This window comes from Dyadobacter psychrotolerans (genome assembly GCF_004349265.1).
In the GTDB taxonomy this organism is placed as follows: Bacteria; Bacteroidota; Bacteroidia; order Cytophagales; family Spirosomataceae; genus Dyadobacter; species Dyadobacter psychrotolerans.
Map to the genome: position 1 here is coordinate 50,931 of NZ_SMFL01000008.1, position 18,485 is coordinate 69,415.

At 40.8% G+C, this 18,485-nt stretch carries 14 protein-coding genes; 9 read left to right on the plus strand and 5 right to left on the minus strand.

The genetic code is table 11. The features are described from left to right. The first annotated feature begins 16 nt into the window (after positions 1-16). The 5 genes from E0F88_RS20640 to cysQ all read left to right on the plus strand — a co-directional run bounded on the left by E0F88_RS20640 (position 17) and on the right by cysQ (position 6,188). Positions 17-1,531: a RagB/SusD family nutrient uptake outer membrane protein gene (locus E0F88_RS20640; protein WP_131960179.1), complete on the plus strand. Its 1,515-nt coding sequence runs from the start codon at positions 17-19 to the stop codon at positions 1,529-1,531. A 134-nt stretch (positions 1,532-1,665) separates the two neighbouring features. Further along, positions 1,666-3,066 (plus strand): aryl-sulfate sulfotransferase, encoded by a 1,401-nt coding sequence (locus tag E0F88_RS20645; RefSeq protein ID WP_131960180.1) that lies wholly within the window; start codon positions 1,666-1,668, stop codon positions 3,064-3,066. 135 nt (positions 3,067-3,201) lie between these two features. Further along, on the plus strand, positions 3,202-4,404 hold the full coding sequence (gene chrA, locus E0F88_RS20650; RefSeq protein ID WP_131960181.1) for a chromate efflux transporter: 1,203 nt from the start codon (positions 3,202-3,204) through the stop codon (positions 4,402-4,404). Between the two features lie 16 nt (positions 4,405-4,420). Further along, the gene (locus E0F88_RS20655; RefSeq protein WP_165940118.1) at positions 4,421-5,413 is read left to right on the plus strand and encodes a sulfotransferase family protein; all 993 of its coding nucleotides are present in this window, start codon (positions 4,421-4,423) and stop codon (positions 5,411-5,413) included. Between the two features lie 13 nt (positions 5,414-5,426). Further along, the gene (cysQ, locus tag E0F88_RS20660) at positions 5,427-6,188 is read left to right on the plus strand and encodes a 3'(2'),5'-bisphosphate nucleotidase CysQ (RefSeq protein ID WP_131960183.1); all 762 of its coding nucleotides are present in this window, start codon (positions 5,427-5,429) and stop codon (positions 6,186-6,188) included. A 139-nt stretch (positions 6,189-6,327) separates the two neighbouring features. Here the strand turns inward: cysQ and E0F88_RS20665 are convergent, their stop codons facing one another. Then, positions 6,328-7,434 (minus strand): acyltransferase family protein, encoded by a 1,107-nt coding sequence (locus tag E0F88_RS20665; protein WP_131960184.1) that lies wholly within the window; start codon positions 7,432-7,434, stop codon positions 6,328-6,330. 697 nt (positions 7,435-8,131) lie between these two features. Here E0F88_RS20665 and glgP point away from each other — a divergent pair. Both glgP and E0F88_RS20675 read left to right on the plus strand, forming a co-directional pair. Then, complete coding sequence (gene glgP, locus E0F88_RS20670) at positions 8,132-9,778, plus strand: alpha-glucan family phosphorylase (RefSeq protein ID WP_131960185.1); 1,647 nt, start codon at positions 8,132-8,134, stop codon at positions 9,776-9,778. 77 nt (positions 9,779-9,855) lie between these two features. Beyond that, on the plus strand, positions 9,856-10,437 hold the full coding sequence (locus E0F88_RS20675; protein ID WP_131960186.1) for a Uma2 family endonuclease: 582 nt from the start codon (positions 9,856-9,858) through the stop codon (positions 10,435-10,437). 3 nt (positions 10,438-10,440) lie between these two features. Here the strand turns inward: E0F88_RS20675 and E0F88_RS20680 are convergent, their stop codons facing one another. From E0F88_RS20680 to E0F88_RS20695, 4 genes are all read right to left on the minus strand, one after another. Then, positions 10,441-11,358, minus strand: coding sequence for an SDR family oxidoreductase (locus E0F88_RS20680; RefSeq protein WP_131960187.1), 918 nt, complete (start codon positions 11,356-11,358; stop codon positions 10,441-10,443). Positions 11,359-11,366: 8 nt separating this feature from the next. Further along, the gene (locus E0F88_RS20685) at positions 11,367-12,092 is read right to left on the minus strand and encodes a peptidylprolyl isomerase (protein ID WP_131960188.1); all 726 of its coding nucleotides are present in this window, start codon (positions 12,090-12,092) and stop codon (positions 11,367-11,369) included. 26 nt (positions 12,093-12,118) lie between these two features. Then, a complete protein-coding gene (locus E0F88_RS20690) occupies positions 12,119-12,730 on the minus strand; it encodes a hypothetical protein (protein WP_229213850.1) in 612 nt (203 codons plus the stop codon). Between the two features lie 166 nt (positions 12,731-12,896). Next, positions 12,897-14,321, minus strand: coding sequence for a BamA/TamA family outer membrane protein (locus E0F88_RS20695; RefSeq protein ID WP_131960189.1), 1,425 nt, complete (start codon positions 14,319-14,321; stop codon positions 12,897-12,899). A 222-nt stretch (positions 14,322-14,543) separates the two neighbouring features. Between E0F88_RS20695 and E0F88_RS20700 the strand changes: the two genes are divergently transcribed. Next, complete coding sequence (locus tag E0F88_RS20700) at positions 14,544-14,738, plus strand: hypothetical protein (protein ID WP_131960190.1); 195 nt, start codon at positions 14,544-14,546, stop codon at positions 14,736-14,738. Between the two features lie 200 nt (positions 14,739-14,938). Then, a complete protein-coding gene (locus E0F88_RS20705; RefSeq protein WP_165940119.1) occupies positions 14,939-18,463 on the plus strand; it encodes a SusC/RagA family TonB-linked outer membrane protein in 3,525 nt (1,174 codons plus the stop codon). The last annotated feature ends 22 nt before the right edge of the window (positions 18,464-18,485 follow it).

The following is an 18,485-nucleotide window of genomic DNA, read 5'->3' on the forward strand; positions in this document are numbered from 1 at the left end:
AGGTGATTTAAAAATTATGAAAAAGTATATCATTCCTTTCTTTGCTGTATTATTTCTTTCATCCTGCGAAAAACTGGCAGAACCGAAAGTATACAGCTCCCTTACAGATGAAAACGCCTTCCGCTCCAAAGCGGATGCCGTTGCGGCTGTTAACGCAGTGTATGCAAGATTAAAACAGCCAAGCGGTATCAGTGATTCGTATCAGTATTATGCCGGTTTTCAAATGGCTATCACTGATTTTACTACCGATATTGGTCACTCTTTCCAGGCGGGAGATATTTCACAGCTTTCGGACAGCAAGTGGTCGACGAGTAACAAGTATGTAAACTTTGCCTGGCAGCATCAGTACAAACTGGTTGCCGATGCAAACAATGCTTTGTACTACGTTCCAAAAATCGCTACCCTTACTGAAACGGAGAAAAAGCAGTTTTTATCTGAAGTAAGATTTCTTCGCGCGCTGGGTTACATGGACTTAACGGATTCGTTTGGGCCGGTTATCCTTATGACAGAAAAAGACGTGGAAGCGCCGGCTTATGAATCCAAGCCTGAACCGACACCGTTGGCAGATATCAACAAGTTTATCATTGCGGAACTGGAATATGCGGCTGCAAACCTGCCTTTGAATTATGTTGGCAATGCGGTTTATCCAACCAACGATGTGGGCCGTGCGACCAAAGGTGCAGCGCTTTCATTACTCTGTAAACTTTACATGCGTGAACACGACTGGCAAAAAGCAGCAGACGTGGCCAAGCAGGTGATGGACCTGAAACAATATGAGTTGTTCCCGACTTACGGCGGTTTGTTTGCAGAGAGCAACAAATGGTGCAAAGAGTTTATTTTCAGTGCTTTGGCAGATGCATTAAATGACGGAACCGAGTTGATGAATCACTTCGGTCCTTTGAATAACCCGATCGTAACAGATCGCTGGCAGTATTATGCCGTATCGTGGTATTTCTGGAATAGCTATGCAAAAACAGACGAACGACGTGAATCATTTTTCTATGACTACATTGGTTCTGATGGATTGCGTTATCAGCAGCCCGTTGCCGGTCAGACAAATCCTCCGGCAGGTGTTTATTTTCTTCCGGATGTGGCTACCAAAAAGTACGCAGATCCGGCAGGTTCCAAAACTTATTATGATGGGCACGGTATTCCAATCCTTCGTTATGCCGACATTTTGCTTTGCCGCGCAGAAGCGCTGAATGAGTTGAACGGACCAAATGCAGAAAGTATTTCGCTGATCAACCAGGTAAAAGCCCGTTCAAAAGCAACGGTTTTAGGTGCTGCTGCGACCTTCACAAAAGATGGTCTGCGTGATGCTATTTTGCAGGAACGCGGATGGGAATTTTTCTTTGAATGCAAACGCAGACAGGATCTGATCCGCATGGGCAAATATCAAAGTGTCGTAAATACCTATCTGACGGCTGTTGGAAAACAGGCTGCAATTGATATTTCAAAACACAAATACTTCCCGTATCCACAAGCGCAGGCTGATATCAACCCGAACCTTGTCAATACAGGCAGACAATAAGTTTTAATACATTTCGGCGGGCAATGTGCATAAGCTGCATGTTGCCCGCTGTCTTTTTAGGCTGTGTCTAATAAACCTTTACTTCGCGACTTTCCTTTATATTTACAAAACCGGAAAAGGTCATTACATATCTGATGAAATACATTTTTAAAGGAATAATACCGCTGCTTTTTATCTGGTTTTTAGCTGCCTGTTCAACAACGGGCGAAATAGAAACCATCAGCATGAGTGCGCCGGATCATAATACTTTAAAGGTCCGGATTGATGTAAAAACAAAAAATACACAGGATGTCAGGATAGAATACTGGCAAAAAGGCGATTCGCTTCAGCGGTTTGTTTCCTTGGTTTCAAAACAAACTAAGGACCATCGTTTGATGTTGACCAATCTTCGTCCTAAAAAAGAATATAATTACCGTATCATTACATCAAAAGACGGTTCTGAATCGAAGAGTAAAAGCTATACTTTTTCCACACCAGGCTATCCGATGTGGATTCAGGATTTTTTCAAAGTTACCGCTCCTGATTCCAATGTGATTCCCAAGGTTTTTAAAGAAGGTTATATCCTGATTTCAAGACGGGAAACGCCGGGGATTATTTTTATCCTGGATCAAAAAGGTGAAATCCGCTGGTACCACCAGGTGAACGGAACGGGCTTTAAAACGGTGCACTTTACACAAAATCAAACATTGCTTTCCATTTTAGGAACTGAGGAATATCCAACCAGCTACGGAAATGAAATACTGGAAGTTTCGATGACCGGAGATACCCTTCTTCATCTAAAAAAGGGTGAAAAGGATTTTAAAGAAACAATACACCACGAAATTATTCTGAACGATAAAAACCAGATCGTCACATTAAGCGTCCAAAAGAAAATATTTGATCTTAGTAAAATTGGCGGGACAAAACAGGATACCGTTAAAAGTGACGGAATTCTGGTATTGGACCGGAAAGGCAAAAAAGTATGGAGCTGGTCGGTGTTTGATGAACTAAACCCGCTTGACGACAAAAAAATCCTGGAAGAGAAAAAAGACTGGATGCATGCAAACAGTGTCAGTTTTGATAAAGATGGCAATTACCTGATCTCATTTTACAACAACGGACAGATATGGAAACTGGATGCAAGGTCGGGGAAGGTCATCTGGAAATTCGGCAGGGGCGGAGATTTTGTTATTCCAAAAGAAGGTATTTTTGATCAGGGACACGCCGTGCATCGCAATGTCAATGGTGAACTGATGCTGTTCGACAACGGAACAAGCAAACAATTATCCAGGACTCTGGCGTTTAAGCTGGACGAAGCCGGTAAAAAATCAGAACTGACTACCAATATAAATCTTCCTGTTTCAATTTATACTGCACGCATGGGAAGTGCCTATCAGGTTGATCGTGATGCCATTCTTCAATGCAGTTCCAAAACAAATACCGTTGTACTGACAAACAAGGCTGGCAGGTTCCTTTGGATGCTCAAGAGTAGCATTATGCCTTACCGGGCGGAGTTTATCAAAAAAGAACAACTTTTGCCGTACATTGTAAACTAAAATTTATACAGCATCAAAAAAGCGATTGGACTTTGCTGTACTTGTTTTGGCCGGAAAAAAGAAAACGCTGTTGCTTCGCCCGACGTCCATTACTTTTACTTTCCTGCGGACTGCATACTCAATAAAATTTAAAGAATGAAAGTAACCCTGACCTATCTTTTTTTTACATTCCTGCGAATAGGTGCAACCTCCTGGGGCGGGTTTATGGGCGTGATTTCAATGATTCAAAAAAGGGTAGCAGAGAAAGACGGGAAGATTGAAAATGAAACGATTATGGAAGGTATTTCACTGGCTTCAGTTCTTCCGGGGCCAATGGCAGTGAATGTGGTATCTTTTGTGGGATATAAACTTGGTGGGATCAAAGGCGCCTTTGTCAGTATTATCGCCGTTTTGTTTCCGTCGTTTGTACTTATGCTGGTACTTTCCCATTTGTATTTTAAATATGGTGATATTCCTGCCATGAACCATTTTTTCAGTGGTGTTCTTCCGGCCGTTGCGGCGGTGATCCTCAGCGTGGCTGTGAGTATGGGAGAGAAAAATATTAAAGATTGGCCACAGGGTATCATTGCCATTGCTGCCGCGGCTATCGTTGCTTTTTCAAAATCTTATCTGACAACATTAATTGTTTTAATCGTCAGCGGCCTGATTGGTTATTTTTACTACAACCAGAAAAAAACAGCCAAAACCGTTAAGGTAAAAAAGAAAGATAAAAAGGAAGTAGTGGTGATTGAACAGGCTGGAAAAGGAATTACCTATTCCATTATCCTGATTACGGCGGTTGGCGCATTTGTCTTTTTTTACAACGGACAAAATGTTTTGCTTAACCTGCACAGACAAATATTTCTGACTTTTTCCTCGATGAGCTTAACCCAGTTCGGTGGCGGATATGTAATTATCCCAACGATGCAGAAAATTATCGTGAACGGGATGAAGTGGTTAACCAACAAAGAATTCGTGGATGCAATTGCTATGGGACAAATTACTCCCGGACCTATTTTCGTCAGCGCTACTTTTATCGGTTACAAACTTTCCGGATTTTGGGGAGCTTTAAATGCAACGATTTCCATATTTCTTCCCACGGCCATCCTGACGATTGTTTGTACCCGATTTTTCAATCAAATTAGCAAATCGACTGCTTTGATTGCGGTTTTCAAAGGGCTTCGCCCAGCCATTATCGGCATGATCGTTTCGGCGGCTTATACAATCATGGCAAACAATGGTTTTACAATTTTTACCGTGATCATTTTTGTTATTGCCCAGCTTCTGGTGATGAGGTTTAAAGTTGATCCGGTTTATCTCATACCTGCGGCGGGAGTTGCAGGATTATTGATTTTATAAAATGGTTTGTATTCAAATGATCGGTACCCAGCGGTCGGGTTCCAACTTGCTGCGCCTGATGTTAAATCAGCTTAAAGGAGTTTCTGCACCGCATCCGCCTCACATTCTGGAAAGGTTTATGCCGCTGCTTCCGGCTTATGGAGATTTAAACGTCCCCGGTAATTTGGCGCAACTGGTTGAGGATGTGTGTCTTTTAGTGGAGTATAATCCTGTTCCCTGGGCGGGAGTTCTTTTGGATCGGAAGGTAATTATTGATAGAGTTACAAGTCCGACCCTTATTGAAATAACACGTGTCATTTACGAAATAAAGGCAGAAAGTGAAGGTGCCTGCATTTGGATGTGTAAAAGCATGGCCAATATTCGTTACGCCGAAGAGCTGGAAAAATATGCAGAAAAACCTTTGTATTTACACTTATTCAGAGATGGAAGAGACGTTGCTTTATCATTTAAGAAGGCGATTGTAGGTGAAAAACACATTTATCACATTGCCAAACAGTGGAAAACAGAGCAGGAAGCATCAATCAAACTTCGGGAGTTATTAGGTCCTGAGCGGGTCATTCAGGTGAAATATGAAGATTTGCTTGGCCGGCCGCAAACGGTTCTGGAAGAATTATGCAGTTTTATAGGAGCAGAATATTCCGATGAAGCCATGGAATACCATCAATCCAGTGAATCCAAAGAAACAGCGAATTCAGGGTTGATGTGGCAGAATGTAGTGAAGCCTGTTTTGTCCGATAATCATAACAAATTTCTGAAAGAACTAAGCGAAGAAGATATTCTGATTTTTGAGCAGGTTGCCGGAGACACGCTTGAAAAACTGGGATATAAAAAATATTTCCGGAATGAAAACGAACGCAACTTTACCCCCGAAGAAATAGATACTTTTTCTGAAATTAACCATAAAATGAAACAGGAAGTAAGGCAGCAGCTGAAACCTGAAGATCTGTTAAAGAGAAAAGCGCAGGAAGAGTTGTTGCGTTCGGTAACCAGCAGGATGTCGGCTCTGTAATCAAGCTAAAACAATGATACAAATAGATATAAATGAGCTCTTGTCTATCGCGAGGGAAGCCGGAGAAGCGATTCTGAAAATTTATAACGATCCTGAAAAATCGGATACCGTTACTTACAAATCGGACGATTCGCCGCTGACACTTGCCGATGAAGCTTCCAATGAAGTGATCACAAAAAGGTTAAAGGCTTACTTTCCTGAAATACCAATTCTGTCGGAAGAAGGACGTCACATTCCTTACAACGAACGTAAAAACTGGGATTATTTCTGGTGTGTGGATCCGCTGGACGGGACCAAGGAATTCGTAAAAAGAAATGGCGAGTTTACCGTAAACATCGCTTTGATTTATAACAACGAACCTGTTCTGGGTGTGATTTATGTGCCCGTTACAAACATTATGTATTACGGAAGCGACTCTGACGGCGCCTGGAAAATCGATGCAGAAGGAATCAAAACACCGCTAAAAACAGATACGAAATCAAGTGATTGGACAGCTGTTGGAAGCCGTACGCACAGTTCTCCCGAGGAGGCAGAAATGCTTGCAAAATTTCCGGTTGTGAAAAGTGTATCGGTTGGAAGTTCTCTGAAGTTTTGCCTGCTGGCAGAAGGTTTGGCTCATATTTATTTCCGCCAGGGACCAACAATGGAATGGGATACCGCCGCCGGGCAGGCCGTTCTAACGCATAGTGGAGGTACAGTAACCAAGCCAAATGGTGAACCGTTTTTGTATAACAAAGAGTCGCTTTTGAATGGGAGTTTTCTTTGTTTAAGCTGATTGTTTAAACGCGGAGTTTCGGAAGTTCAAAGCAGAGTTTCGCTTAATTGGGATTTGCGGTATACTGAGCTTTTTCCAAAGCACCTTAAATATGATCAGACAGTAAGTACACCATTAATGTAATATTGTTCCAGGATTTTTAGACTAATTTGTCGTATTCAGGTCTATTAGTGAGCCGGTATTTAAAACGTAAAAAATAAATTTCGAAAGTATGATAGCTTATTACACTGACAAGCACAACAGCAAATAAAAATAATATGATATAGGCCTTAGAAAATACATATTTATTTTCTAAGTAAACATAAACCCCTCTGTACAAAAGCCAATGATAAATGTAAATGCCATAGGAGTATGTGCCAAAAAATGTGAGAAATTTAAAACTTAAAATTCGGTTTATGAAAATTCCAACTTGCTTTGTGTCATAGATAAATGCGATAATACTCGCAAATAATAAAGCAAATAAAGTATACCCACCTCTTACAAAGTATGGATTTCTAAAATAAAGGTTGGGAGAGATGTAACAAATTATTGACAATGATATTATTGTGGTTAAAAAGATAGGTAATGCAATTTTATTCACCAAATTATTATGTTTGCGTATTAAAATTGCAAGTATAGATCCAGTACTTAAAGCATCCAATCTGGAAAATGTAAATACATAACTAAAGTCACTATTCACATTGTAATTTCTTATCGATAAGGCTGTTACGATTAGTGCTATAAAGATGCCAAGTGCTTTTGGAGTATCCAGATAAAAAATTATAAATGGACAGACTAGATAAAACTGCTCCTCAATTGCCAGAGACCAGAAATGATTAAGAAGATCCGTTACTCCCCAACCCTTAAATGAAAATAGTAAATTTGGAGTGAATGTCAGGTAATAAACACTATCTTGAATTAATCGTTTGTCAAATACGGGGTTGATATTGTTTATTCCCGGGATTGTTAGGGCCATAAACACTACAAAGAGAGTTAAGTAATAAAGTGGAAATATTCTTAAAGCTCTTTTAATAAAAAAAAATTTGAAATAGTTTTCTTTTCCTTTTGCGTCAATAAGTATTCCGGTAATTAAAAATCCGGAGAGAACAAAAAATAAATCTACTCCAACCCATCCTATTTCAGAAATAAAATTTAATGGATAGACATTAATATTTCCGCAGCAATGAAAAGAAAGCACTAACAATATCCCGATTCCTCTAATGCCATCCAATGAATTAATGTGTCCTTTTTTGAAATTTATACTCATCCAAATCACTAGCTAACTAAATACTCAAAAAAGGTTGCTGTTAAGAACTGTGTCATTCTAAACCAGCAAATAATAAATTTACAGTCAAGTACAGATTAAAACTGCTGGCATCTTTGATATTTGGATGCTCTGTTTTTTTTGTTATATTCTAAACCCACATCAGCTAACCTTGTCGGCAGAAAATATACTAAGGCAAAATGTGGAATGCTCCTGAGACATTTGCAAAGCTTCTAATTGTTTAATAAAAAAGCAAGATAAGAATAATAATACTGATGGTTGTATAGATTTGTTGAAGAGGAAGGAAGTGCAAGGGATTATTTCAGGTAAGCGGTAGAATGGTGGATTAGTGAACGCTGAATTATATAAGTTTAACGCAGAGTTTCGCTGTTCTATTTAATTGAAAATCAGAGAAACTCCGCGTTAAACTCTGTGTAGTCAGTGGTAAATTAGAGTTTATTTTTTCTTTTTATTCCAAAACCAAATTCCGGCGAGTAACGGTAAGCCAATCAAAAGGGTTGTCACTAATTCTTCGATAAAGTCCTGCCAGTCTATTTCCCGTAGTAGTATCATGAATGTTTAGTGTGATTATTATGTGAAGTGAAGATACGTATATTATTAAATTTCAGCGCAATGGCATAATTTTATTAGATTAGTTGTTTTGATTTTTCAAACTTTGCTAACGCTAATCCACTGATAGATGCCACAAGCACCATTTTCACTCCCATATAAACATCCCTTCATCCCGGATAAAAACTACAAAAAGTCAGTCGCGTATTTTTCCATGGAGTTTGCCGTTGACCAGGCACTGAAAATCTATTCAGGCGGTCTGGGATTCCTGGCTGGTTCACACATGCGCAGCGTGTATGCACTCAAGCAAAACCTGATTGGCATAGGAATGCTTTGGAAAAACGGCTATTACGACCAGGGCCGCAAAGCCGACGGAAGTATGCAACCTGAATTTCACGAAAAAATTTACCATTATCTGCAGGATACAGGCATCCGATATCAAATCCCGATTCTTGGAAAACAGGTTTGGGTAGCTGCATATTATCTTCCGCCGGATACTTTTCAATCGGCGCCGTTGTTCCTGCTCACGACAGATACCGATGGTAATGATACCAGCACACGGGCAATCAGCTATTCACTTTACGATGCTGATGTAACCATGAAAGTGGCCCAATGTATGGTGCTGGGAATTGGCGGTGCCCGTCTTTTGGAAGAATTAAAATATGAGCCACAGGTTTATCACTTCAATGAAGCGCATGCTGTTTCTGCTGTTTTTTATTTGTATAAAAAACTAGGCAAGGTGGCGGATGTGAAGAAAAAGGTCGTGTTTACTACTCATACGCCGGAAGAGGCAGGAAACGAAAAACATAACATGCAATTTCTGGAAGGACTTGGTTTTTTCTCGGGATTATCACTGGATGTTGTCAGGAAAATAAGCGGGAATACAGGTGATGTTTTCAACCATTCACTTGCTGCACTGACATTGAGCAGAAAAGCAAACGGAGTTTCAAAACTGCACGGTGAAGTTTCCCGGAGCATGTGGAAGGCATATCCGAAAATTGCTCCGATCGATCATATTACCAATGCTCAGAACAACACTTACTGGGTAGATAAAACGCTTGAAAAGGCCCGTCTGACAAAAGACGTTGAAACGATCTCTTCCCGGAAAAAAGAACTGAAGACAGTTTTGTTCAAAACGGTTGCTGACCAGTGCGGGAAATTATTTGATCCTGACGTGCTGACGATCGTTTGGGCACGCAGGTTTGCTGCGTACAAACGGCCTGACATGCTTGTGTGGGACATAGAGCGTTTGAAAAAGATACTAAGCAATACCGATCAGCCGGTGCAGATTATCTGGGCAGGGAAACCATATCCAAAAGATGACGGTGCCATTAATACCTTTAATCATCTCTTTTACCTGAGTCATCATTACAATAATATGGCGGTGCTGACAGGTTATGAACTTGCACTTTCGAAACTATTGAAAGACGGCTCGGACGTATGGCTGAACACGCCTGTTGTCACGCGTGAAGCATCCGGGACGAGTGGTATGACAGCCGCTATGAACGCTTCGCTAAACCTATCAACCTATGATGGCTGGATCTGCGAATTTGCAAAAGACGGTGAAAATTCATTTATACTACCTGTTGCGGAAGGAAACGACATCAACAAAACAGATTGCGACAATTTGCTGGATAAACTCGAAAATGAAGTGATTCCAACGTATTATGAGAATCATAAAAAGTGGCAGGAAATGGTACTGAATAGTATGAACGACGTCAGTGAAGAATTTAATTCTGATCGTATGGCCAGGGAGTATTATGAGAAATTGTATTGATAAAAATCATGATATTATCAGGCATTTTTAAAGTGCTTGATAATTACTAAATTGCCATTAAAACAATAAGAAGGATTATGAATACGCCCGTTACCCTGAAAGTTGGGGATATCATGAGTGAGGATGAGTTTTTCCGGTTTTGCCTGATGAATGATATGCTTGACTTTGAACGGGATAGTAATGGAAATATAATATTTATGTCTCCAACAGGAAGTTTTACTGGCAGCTTTAATTCAGATATTTTAATTGAACTGGGTATGTGGCTTCACAGCCAAAAGATTCCAGGAAAACTGTTTGACTCCTCAGCCGGTTTTACACTTCCTAACGGTGCTGTAAGATCTCCGGATATATTCTGGATTGCCCGGGAGAAGTGGGATGTGCTATCGGCCGAAGACAAGGAAAGATTTGCTCCGGTTTGTCCTGATTTTATCGTTAAAATTCGTTCCAAGTCCGATGACCTGAAATATCTGAAAAAGAAGATGGACGAGTATATGGATAACGGGTGTCAGCTTGGCTGGTTAATCGACAGGTTTGAAGAAAAAGTGTATGTTTATTCTGAAGGTAATGAAATTTCTGAATATGCTGGCTTAGATATGCAGCTTTCGGGAGAACCATTATTTCCGGGATTTTTACTGGATCTTTCTGCAATTGAAAAATAATGATCAATCTGTTTTAGTAATCGCTTGCTCAGCCAATAAGGCAATTCCTTCCCGGAATGTATGCGGTTCATAACCCAGTACGTTTCGGGATTTTTTTAAATCAAAACCGGTTCGGGGTGGACGTTTTGCAGGTTGTGTAAAAGCAGAAGCATCCGTTGGCGTTATCAGTGATTTTTCCAGACCAAAATAATCGGCAGTCATCACTGCCATTTCATAAGGTGTAAGAAAATCCTTTCCGGAGATATTAAAAATACCCTCAGCTTCCTGTTTTGCAATTAAAAAACATCCCTCTGCAAGATCTTCCGCCAATGTTGGTGTACGAAACTGATCCGTTACAACCTTAATTGCTTTTCCTTCTTCCAATGATTTTTTAACCCACAAAATAATATTACTGCGACTCATATCATGGGCAATACCGTATACCAAAACAGTCCTTGCAATAGCCCAGCGAATGTCGGAGCTTGTGACAAGTTTTTCCGCCGCGTATTTGCTCCATCCGTAAAAGCTAACCGGATTGGGCGCATCCTCTTCCTGATAAGGTCCGGCTGTTCCGTCAAATATGAAGTCGGTAGAAAGATGCTCCAGGAAAACATTGTATTTTTTGCATGAAGCAATAAGATGTTCCACTGCCGTAACATTTAACTTCCAGCAATTTTCTTTTTCCATTTCACACTGATCCACATTTGTCATGGCGGCAGTGTGGATAATCACATCCGGTTTAGTCTTGCCAATAACATCATCAATCTGAAGCGGATCTGTAATATCCATTTCATGATATTGATAACCATTGGTAAAAGGCAGCCGGTTTTTCCCGGACGCAGTGGCTATGGTATCGATATCCGGTTGGCCTGTCAGTAATTCAACCAGTTTTTGGCCTAAAAGTCCGTTAGAACCAGTGATGAGAATTCGTTTTTTAGTCAATGCAGTTGTTATTTACGGGCAGAAATTCCAGTTTCATAGTTCCATCCGTACTTCTTCATGATCTTTTTCTTTTTTACTTTTTTAACAGAAACCTTCATTACAATATTTTTCTCCGGACGGTCACGATCATCACGCGGGTAAGAAGTGATTTTATCGATGACATCAATACCATCGATCACCTGACCAAAAACAGAGTAAGAGCCGTCGAGATGAGGTGTTCCTCCAACGGTTTCGTATACAGCTTTTTGTTCATCTGTAATTTTACGGGCTGCCCTGGCGGTTTGTTTAGCAAGATCTGCCTTGTTCCACTTTTTACCCTGTACGATATAAAACTGGCATCCGCTCGATTCCTTCGTTGGATTGTTGTCACGAGCGGCGGCAAGTGCGCCTTTTTGGTGAAAAAGCTTCGGGCTGAATTCGGCAGGAATTTTATACCCGTTATCACCTTTTCCAACCATGTCGCCGGGTTTGGCATTTTTAGATTCCGGGTCGCCGCCCTGGATCATGAAACCTTCAATAACACGGTGAAAAAGCAATCCGTCATAGAACTTGTCTTTTGCAAGTTTTATAAAATTGGCTTTATGTTTCGGCGTTTCATCAAACAGGATCACCTGCATGGTTCCCTGTTCCGTTTTGATCGTTACCAGATCATCCTTTTTTGAGCTTTTTTGAGCAAATGTATGAATAGACAAAAGGCATAAAGATGCCAGTACTACGGATTTAATGGTTTTCATGTAATAAATTGTCGTTTACTTAATTATTATTTGGCCGCAAGCACCGGTTTGCCAGCCGGGAAAAATTCGAATTTTAATCCGAAATCTTTTCCTTTTGATACGTCTTCCATATTCACACGAACGGCGTTTTTGCTGAATGTCAGTATCTTACTTTCTTCTTTTGGTGCATCATAGCTTTTGGTGAAATGTGCTTTTCCTGCATTCCAAAGCTGTTTCGTGGCTTCGGCGCTGTTAAGATACACATCTACTGAAATTTTATTTACCTTTTTATCTTTATCAGCAGTTAAAAAATACTGCACATCAATCGTTTCAAGCTGCGGCGTCTCCTGGGTATAACCCAAATGATCAGCTGTTTCTTCAAACATTTCAAAGGTTTCAGTTGCTTTTACCTTACTTACCGGATCTCCGAAAGATACGCCTCTGATAATTACGCCGGGATTTTGCGCAGTCGTGCCCAGAATGGCCTGTAGCAATGAAGACTGGTCACTATTTAACTCGGATTGTGCAGGGTTTGCCAGTGCCACCGAATCAGTAACTGTTTCGTCTTTTTCTTCCTCCGTTTTGGTACTACAGGCTTGAAATGTGAGCAGGATCAGTGCAACAGCCAGAGGTTTTTTTAACAATCTTAAATAGCTCATTGTTGTAAAAATTGTATTCATTGTAGTGATGTGAAGTGTTTGGTTAAAAATGTATGCCTGGTTGCCAAAACAATTATTCGTGCAAATTTAAAATATTGGCTGAGTTTCTCCTAAGGTGGGAAAAGAATGTTTGATAACCAGAACGATCAAACATAAATCAACATTTTTAAAATTCTCTGGCGATGTTAAAAAAGAATCTCCGGTCGCCCTGTGCGTTGATGTTGAAGTTAAATCTGGCAACGATATTGTAGAAACTCACGAAGTCGACTCCGGTTCCTGCGCCGTATAACAGCGAGTTTCCAAGTTTGGTATTACTGAATTCCGGATAATTATTCCAGACGTAACCGGCATCAGCAAAGGTGTTGATGTATGCAGCAAGCGGTATCGTATTAAATTGTTTTACTGGAATCCAGGAAAAATGTTTTTGGATTGAAAACAGTCTGTATTTTATTTCATTTTTAAAAAGTGCATAATCCTGTCCGTCGACAACATAAAGCTCGTATCCCCTTACGAGATCGTTGCGGTATCCCAATCCGATTGTCTGCAAGTAAGGCTGGCGTTTTGGGATAGACAATCTGGTGCGAATACCTGTGTTAGCATACCACCTTTTGCTGATCGGAAGATATTTTCTGAAAGAACCATAAAAATAAGCCTGATCGATATTGTCAGAAGGCAAAAGGCCGATTTTGGAAAACTGAACAGCTCCGCTTTGTCCCAGCAATGGATATTGGGTGTTATCCCTTTTGTCATAGCTAAATGAGTAAGTCAGCTGAAAATATTTTTGAACCGTCCTTCCATTCAGTAAATAATTAGGATTCATAACAGCAATTGTGTCCGCTATTTTTCCGTAACTGTACCGCAGATCGACGCTGTGAAAGGTATAATATTTGTTTCTGCGGGTTAGTGTTACGTAGGAGTAAAAGCGTTCCTTATTAATGACCTCGCTGCTGAGATAGTCCAGTTTATCGTTCCAGGTGCGAAAGGCCATGGTTTTATTGGTAGAGTAAGAACTCCCGATTGTGATACCGGTTTTTTGTGCCTTGTCGATGTAAGGCAGCGAGTAAGCAACTTCAAATTTTGGTATAAAACCAAACTCTGCGATAAAACGCAGTTTGTCGGCCCTGCCTGTTACATTTCCATAACTGAGATAAACGCCATAAATGGTCCGCTTAAGATCGCGGTTCCGGTCGTACCACCATTCGTTGAAATTTCTGTCTGCCAGCTGAAAAACGGGGAGTATGATAAAATACCATCGTTCTTTCACAATCACGCGAATGTCGGTACGCACAGAATCCGGGTTTGTCTTTGTGAGCAGTTCTGCGGTTACAAATAAATTTGTATTTATTATCTTGCGGCGGTCAATTTCCAGGACATTGTGAATCGTTGCCCCGGTAAGTGTATCGCCCGATTTAACTGCCATTTCCCGGTAAATAATGCCTGCACGGGTTTTATTGTTTCCCTCAATACTGATATCACCGATTATCAGACTGCTGTCTGGCCTGATAGGAATGACCTGTCCGGCAGCTTTTCCTGCAAGTGAAAGGATTAATAAAACGAGAAGATAATGTATGGACCGTAAGGGTTTACGCATTCTTTGTCGGCATTTATTTGGTTTCATGCTTTTGCGCAAAGCGGGCATGTTTATCAAAAATACGGCTAAATCGGGTCGGTTATTATAAATGACAGAAAATTACCGGATGCTGCTGTTGAATTTGACAGTGTTAAGTGATTGTTAAGTTTCAAAAAAACAGCAGGTGCAGATAGTCTTTTATAAATGGCAGACAGTATCATACACAACTAACCAGCTAATTCTATGTCACTTTCCCGGGCAGAATACTTGATCAACAGGCTGATCAGCAACAACCTCTCCGGTGAGGAACTTTCCGAGCTGCTGGAAGCAGTGGGGAACGAAGAACAGCAGCATAGTTATTCGGATGTTCTGGAAAATTATTTCTATCGGCTTGTGCAGGAGAGTGAGAATGATGCAGGATCCGACAGTAAGCAGTAGCGACAGCGAAAAGTAACTTTTAAACAAACATGTTTACTATGAATAGAAAATAATAAGAAATGTTCAAGAGCCATGCGACAGGTAAGAAATTACACAAACAGTCAGTCACCATATTAGCTTACCTGGTACCCGCGGAATTCACACGTATTTATAACCTCAGACAATTATGACAAATTTTACTAATCTAAATGAAAACTTCTATGTCAACCAATAGAAAGAGGATATGCTTCCTCATTGGCGCGTGGCTCCTTTGCGCAGGTGCCGTCACCCCATTAGCATTTGGAAAAGGAACGGAGCCGAATGGCAGCAAACGCAAAGCAGATCGCACCATTAAAGGAAGAGTCTCTGCTGAAAAAGACGGCTCAGGACTTCCGGGTGTAAATATCCTTTTAAAAGGAACCACTACCGGTAGCTCAACTGATGCAAACGGCGATTACTCCATCGTTGTGGGCGAAGGAGTAAATCAAATTTTAACCGTTTCTTACATTGGGTATGTTTCACAGGATCTGTCTATCGGCAATAATTCCGTAATTAATGTAAGTCTGGTAGAAAGTACCGAAACCCTGAATGAAGTTGTTGTTACCGCTTTGGGTATCTCGAAAAATGCGAGAGAACTTGGTTATGCAACCAATTCTTTTAATGCAAAGGATGTCGAAGCGGGCGGAACCTCCAACCCTTTAAAATCATTAGATGGAAAAACTACCGGCGTTCAGATAAACAGCCTTAACTCTTCTCCAACTTCCTCGGTGATGTTCAATATCCGCGGAGCTACCTCGCTGGCCGGGATTATGAAAGGAAATGATGCTACCAGTAATATCAACAATGCAACCCAGCCATTGATCGTACTGAATGGTGTGCCTTTGATGTCAAACAGCGTTGGAACCACCGCAGGTATCGATGTCGGTAACTACATGAACTCCATTAATTCTAATGATATCGAGAGTATTTCTATTTTAAAGGGTGCCAGTGCTTCTGCACTTTACGGTTCAACGGCAGGTAATGGCGTAATTTTGATTACAACAAAATCAGGAGCACAAAGTAAAAGAGGCCTCGGTGTTTCGATAAACAGTGCTGTCTCTTTTGATCGCGCGTATAGCGCACCACCGGTTCAAAGACAATTTTTTCAGGGTGGAGAAGAAGGAGAAGCACTAACCAGCGATAAAAAGGGTTTAGGCTGGGCAGTGGACGATAAAGTGAATAACGTTACACCCGAATGGAGATGGGATATTGTTAACCAGAAATGGGAAAAGTCAATTCTGGAAGCGCGCGGTGATCAAAATCCTTTGCTTGCTTTTCTTAAAACGGGTATGATGCTGGATAACAATGTGGCTGTAACGGGAAACTACGATAAAGGAAATTACAGAGTCAATGTAGGTAACATGACCTATTCAGGTGTAATTCCGGGCAATAAAACGACTCGTACCAATGTTTCTTTTGATGCACAATACAAAGTCAACAAAAAAGTCTCTATAACTTCTCAGGCTTCTTATTCACGGATGTTTGTTCCTAACGCATCGCACATCCAGGGTAAAAGGGAAGATAATCCGCTTGCTCACGCGATGTCTATGCCGATTAACATGCCAAAGATGTCGGTATGGAAAGATGCCAACACATGGTTAACCGACTGGACCGGTACTTATCAGAATACGCCTTATCTGACAAACCCGGGAGAGGCTCGTCTAAGCAGAGTAAACGCCACCGGATTTGATAACGCTGTTGGTAAAAACGGTCCTTATTTTGCTGCTGAGAATGTGATCAGAACATTTGCCAAAGATATCGTTTTCGGAAAGCTTCAACTGGATTGGAAACTTATTGATCCCCTTAATTTTATATTACGCTCAGGGGTGAGCCATGAAAGTTTCGCTTTTGAAAGAAAAACGCCATGGGGTTCTGAAAGAGCGTTAAAAGGGGGATATGAACAAGAGAATACCAATAATGTATCTGTTAATACGGATGCATTACTTGCTTTTAACAAAAACTTCCTGAATGAACAGCTGTCAGTTGATGCTTTAGCAGGTTTTTCATACAAATTTGGAGAGGCGAATAAGACTAAATTTGGTGGAAATGAGTTGACTACTCCAAATTCATTCAACTTCGCTTCGCTTCCTGCTACCGTGAGACAGGCTGCTGAATTTAACAGAGGTTATTCTACCAGAAGTTATGGCGCTTACGCCACTGCTACACTGGGCTGGAGGAGTACAGTTTATCTGGAACTAACCGGACGGAATGACTGGGTTGGTATATTAGACAGTGAAAAGGCAAGCCATTTTTATCCAGGTGCGTCTTTAAGCTGGTTAGCTTCTGAGACATTCAAAATGGGACCGGCCATTAACCTTTTAAAACTGAGAGGAAGTTATTCTCAAACGGGCTATGGTATCGGAAACTCGCCTAATCTGGACACTTATGGAATCGGAAGCACCACGTGGGGTGGTGTTACAACCGGAACCATTGGTGGTAATCTTGTGGATGCCAATATCGATCCAGAGCTAAACGTAACCAAGGAAATTGGTCTTGATTTCAGAGCACTGAACAGCAGAGTAACAGGTGAATTTACTGCTTATTCTAAAAATCACATCAATCAGATACAAAACCTTCCAGTGGTGGGTTCATCCGGTTTTAGTTCTGTGCTGACTAATATGGGATCTGTAATATCAAAGGGTATTGAGCTTTCTTTAAGGGTTGTACCTCTGCGCACCAAAGATTGGGAAGTAGGTATTGCTGGAAATCTGTCAACTTTTAATGCTAAAATCGACGAGTTGGATTCCCGGTTTGCAGAAAAGTTTTACGGCTATGCCGGTACTGCAAACCTGTCTCTTTTCAAAGGATCTAAAGTGGGCGACTTGTATGCACAAAACCCGATTCCATATATCCAAACCGGAAAATACAAGGGGATGATGCTGACTGGTCTGAGTGGAATCATAGAAGAATCGGTTACAACGACCGACCATATCAGAAAAAATGGCTACCTGGGTAACATGAACCCGAAGGCAATTATGGGTTTTAATGTGGATGCTAAGTTTAAAAATTTCAAGATTAATGTGGTTTCCAGCTTAAGAGTCGGTGGCGTATTTATATCTGAAACACAGAAAATTATGATTGATGATGGTATGGCAGACATCAAGAAAATCTATGGCGACGACTATGACAAAATGTTCACTGGCGGTCGTTTCGCAGGTGGTTTGCCAAGTATGCCAAACGTGAATCAAATGTTCACAGGCGATGGTTTTGAAGATTACAAAGAGAAAATGCAAAGTACAATGACACTCTACAACGGTGACCCAAGGTACTTTGGATACTGGAATGCAGTGTATATCGATCCAAAGATTGACTTGTCCTCGATGACTGCGGAACAAAAACTAAGTCTTCCGGATGAGGCGTATATCAAAAACGGTGACGATCCTACCAAAACGATTTACTTGAATCCATATGCTATGGAAGGGAATGAATTATGGTCGGGTGCACAGTTCAGAACGCATGATGCTACTTCCTTTAAAATTAAAGAAATTAATTTAACGTATCAGTTCAACAAATCTCTTACCCAGAAACTGAAATTACAGGATGTATTTATTACTGTTTTTGCCAAAAACGTAATGTTCTGGGCTAAAAACAGGATGAATGAAGATCCTGAAACGGCTTTCAATGATGGAGTTTCAGGAATGGGTGTGGCGCAATTTGGTTTGCCTCCGATGCGCTCAATGGGAGTAAAGCTTGGAGTTAGCTTTTGATGAACTATAAAACAGATACTAT

What these genes read in the sequence shown, in the direction of transcription:
- E0F88_RS20640 (WP_131960179.1), top strand. Translation starts at nt 17, where the DNA reads ATGAAAAAGTATATCATTCCTTTCTTTGCTGTATTATTTCTTTCATCC.
- E0F88_RS20645 (WP_131960180.1), top strand. Translation starts at nt 1,666, where the DNA reads ATGAAATACATTTTTAAAGGAATAATACCGCTGCTTTTTATCTGGTTT.
- chrA (WP_131960181.1), top strand. Translation starts at nt 3,202, where the DNA reads ATGAAAGTAACCCTGACCTATCTTTTTTTTACATTCCTGCGAATAGGT.
- E0F88_RS20655 (WP_165940118.1), top strand. Translation starts at nt 4,421, where the DNA reads ATGATCGGTACCCAGCGGTCGGGTTCCAACTTGCTGCGCCTGATGTTA.
- cysQ (WP_131960183.1), top strand. Translation starts at nt 5,427, where the DNA reads ATGATACAAATAGATATAAATGAGCTCTTGTCTATCGCGAGGGAAGCC.
- E0F88_RS20665 (WP_131960184.1), bottom strand. Translation starts at nt 7,434, where the DNA reads ATGAGTATAAATTTCAAAAAAGGACACATTAATTCATTGGATGGCATT.
- glgP (WP_131960185.1), top strand. Translation starts at nt 8,132, where the DNA reads ATGCCACAAGCACCATTTTCACTCCCATATAAACATCCCTTCATCCCG.
- E0F88_RS20675 (WP_131960186.1), top strand. Translation starts at nt 9,856, where the DNA reads ATGAATACGCCCGTTACCCTGAAAGTTGGGGATATCATGAGTGAGGAT.
- E0F88_RS20685 (WP_131960188.1), bottom strand. Translation starts at nt 12,092, where the DNA reads ATGAAAACCATTAAATCCGTAGTACTGGCATCTTTATGCCTTTTGTCT.
- E0F88_RS20690 (WP_229213850.1), bottom strand. Translation starts at nt 12,730, where the DNA reads ATGAGCTATTTAAGATTGTTAAAAAAACCTCTGGCTGTTGCACTGATC.
- E0F88_RS20695 (WP_131960189.1), bottom strand. Translation starts at nt 14,321, where the DNA reads ATGCGTAAACCCTTACGGTCCATACATTATCTTCTCGTTTTATTAATC.
- E0F88_RS20700 (WP_131960190.1), top strand. Translation starts at nt 14,544, where the DNA reads ATGTCACTTTCCCGGGCAGAATACTTGATCAACAGGCTGATCAGCAAC.
- E0F88_RS20705 (WP_165940119.1), top strand. Translation starts at nt 14,939, where the DNA reads ATGTCAACCAATAGAAAGAGGATATGCTTCCTCATTGGCGCGTGGCTC.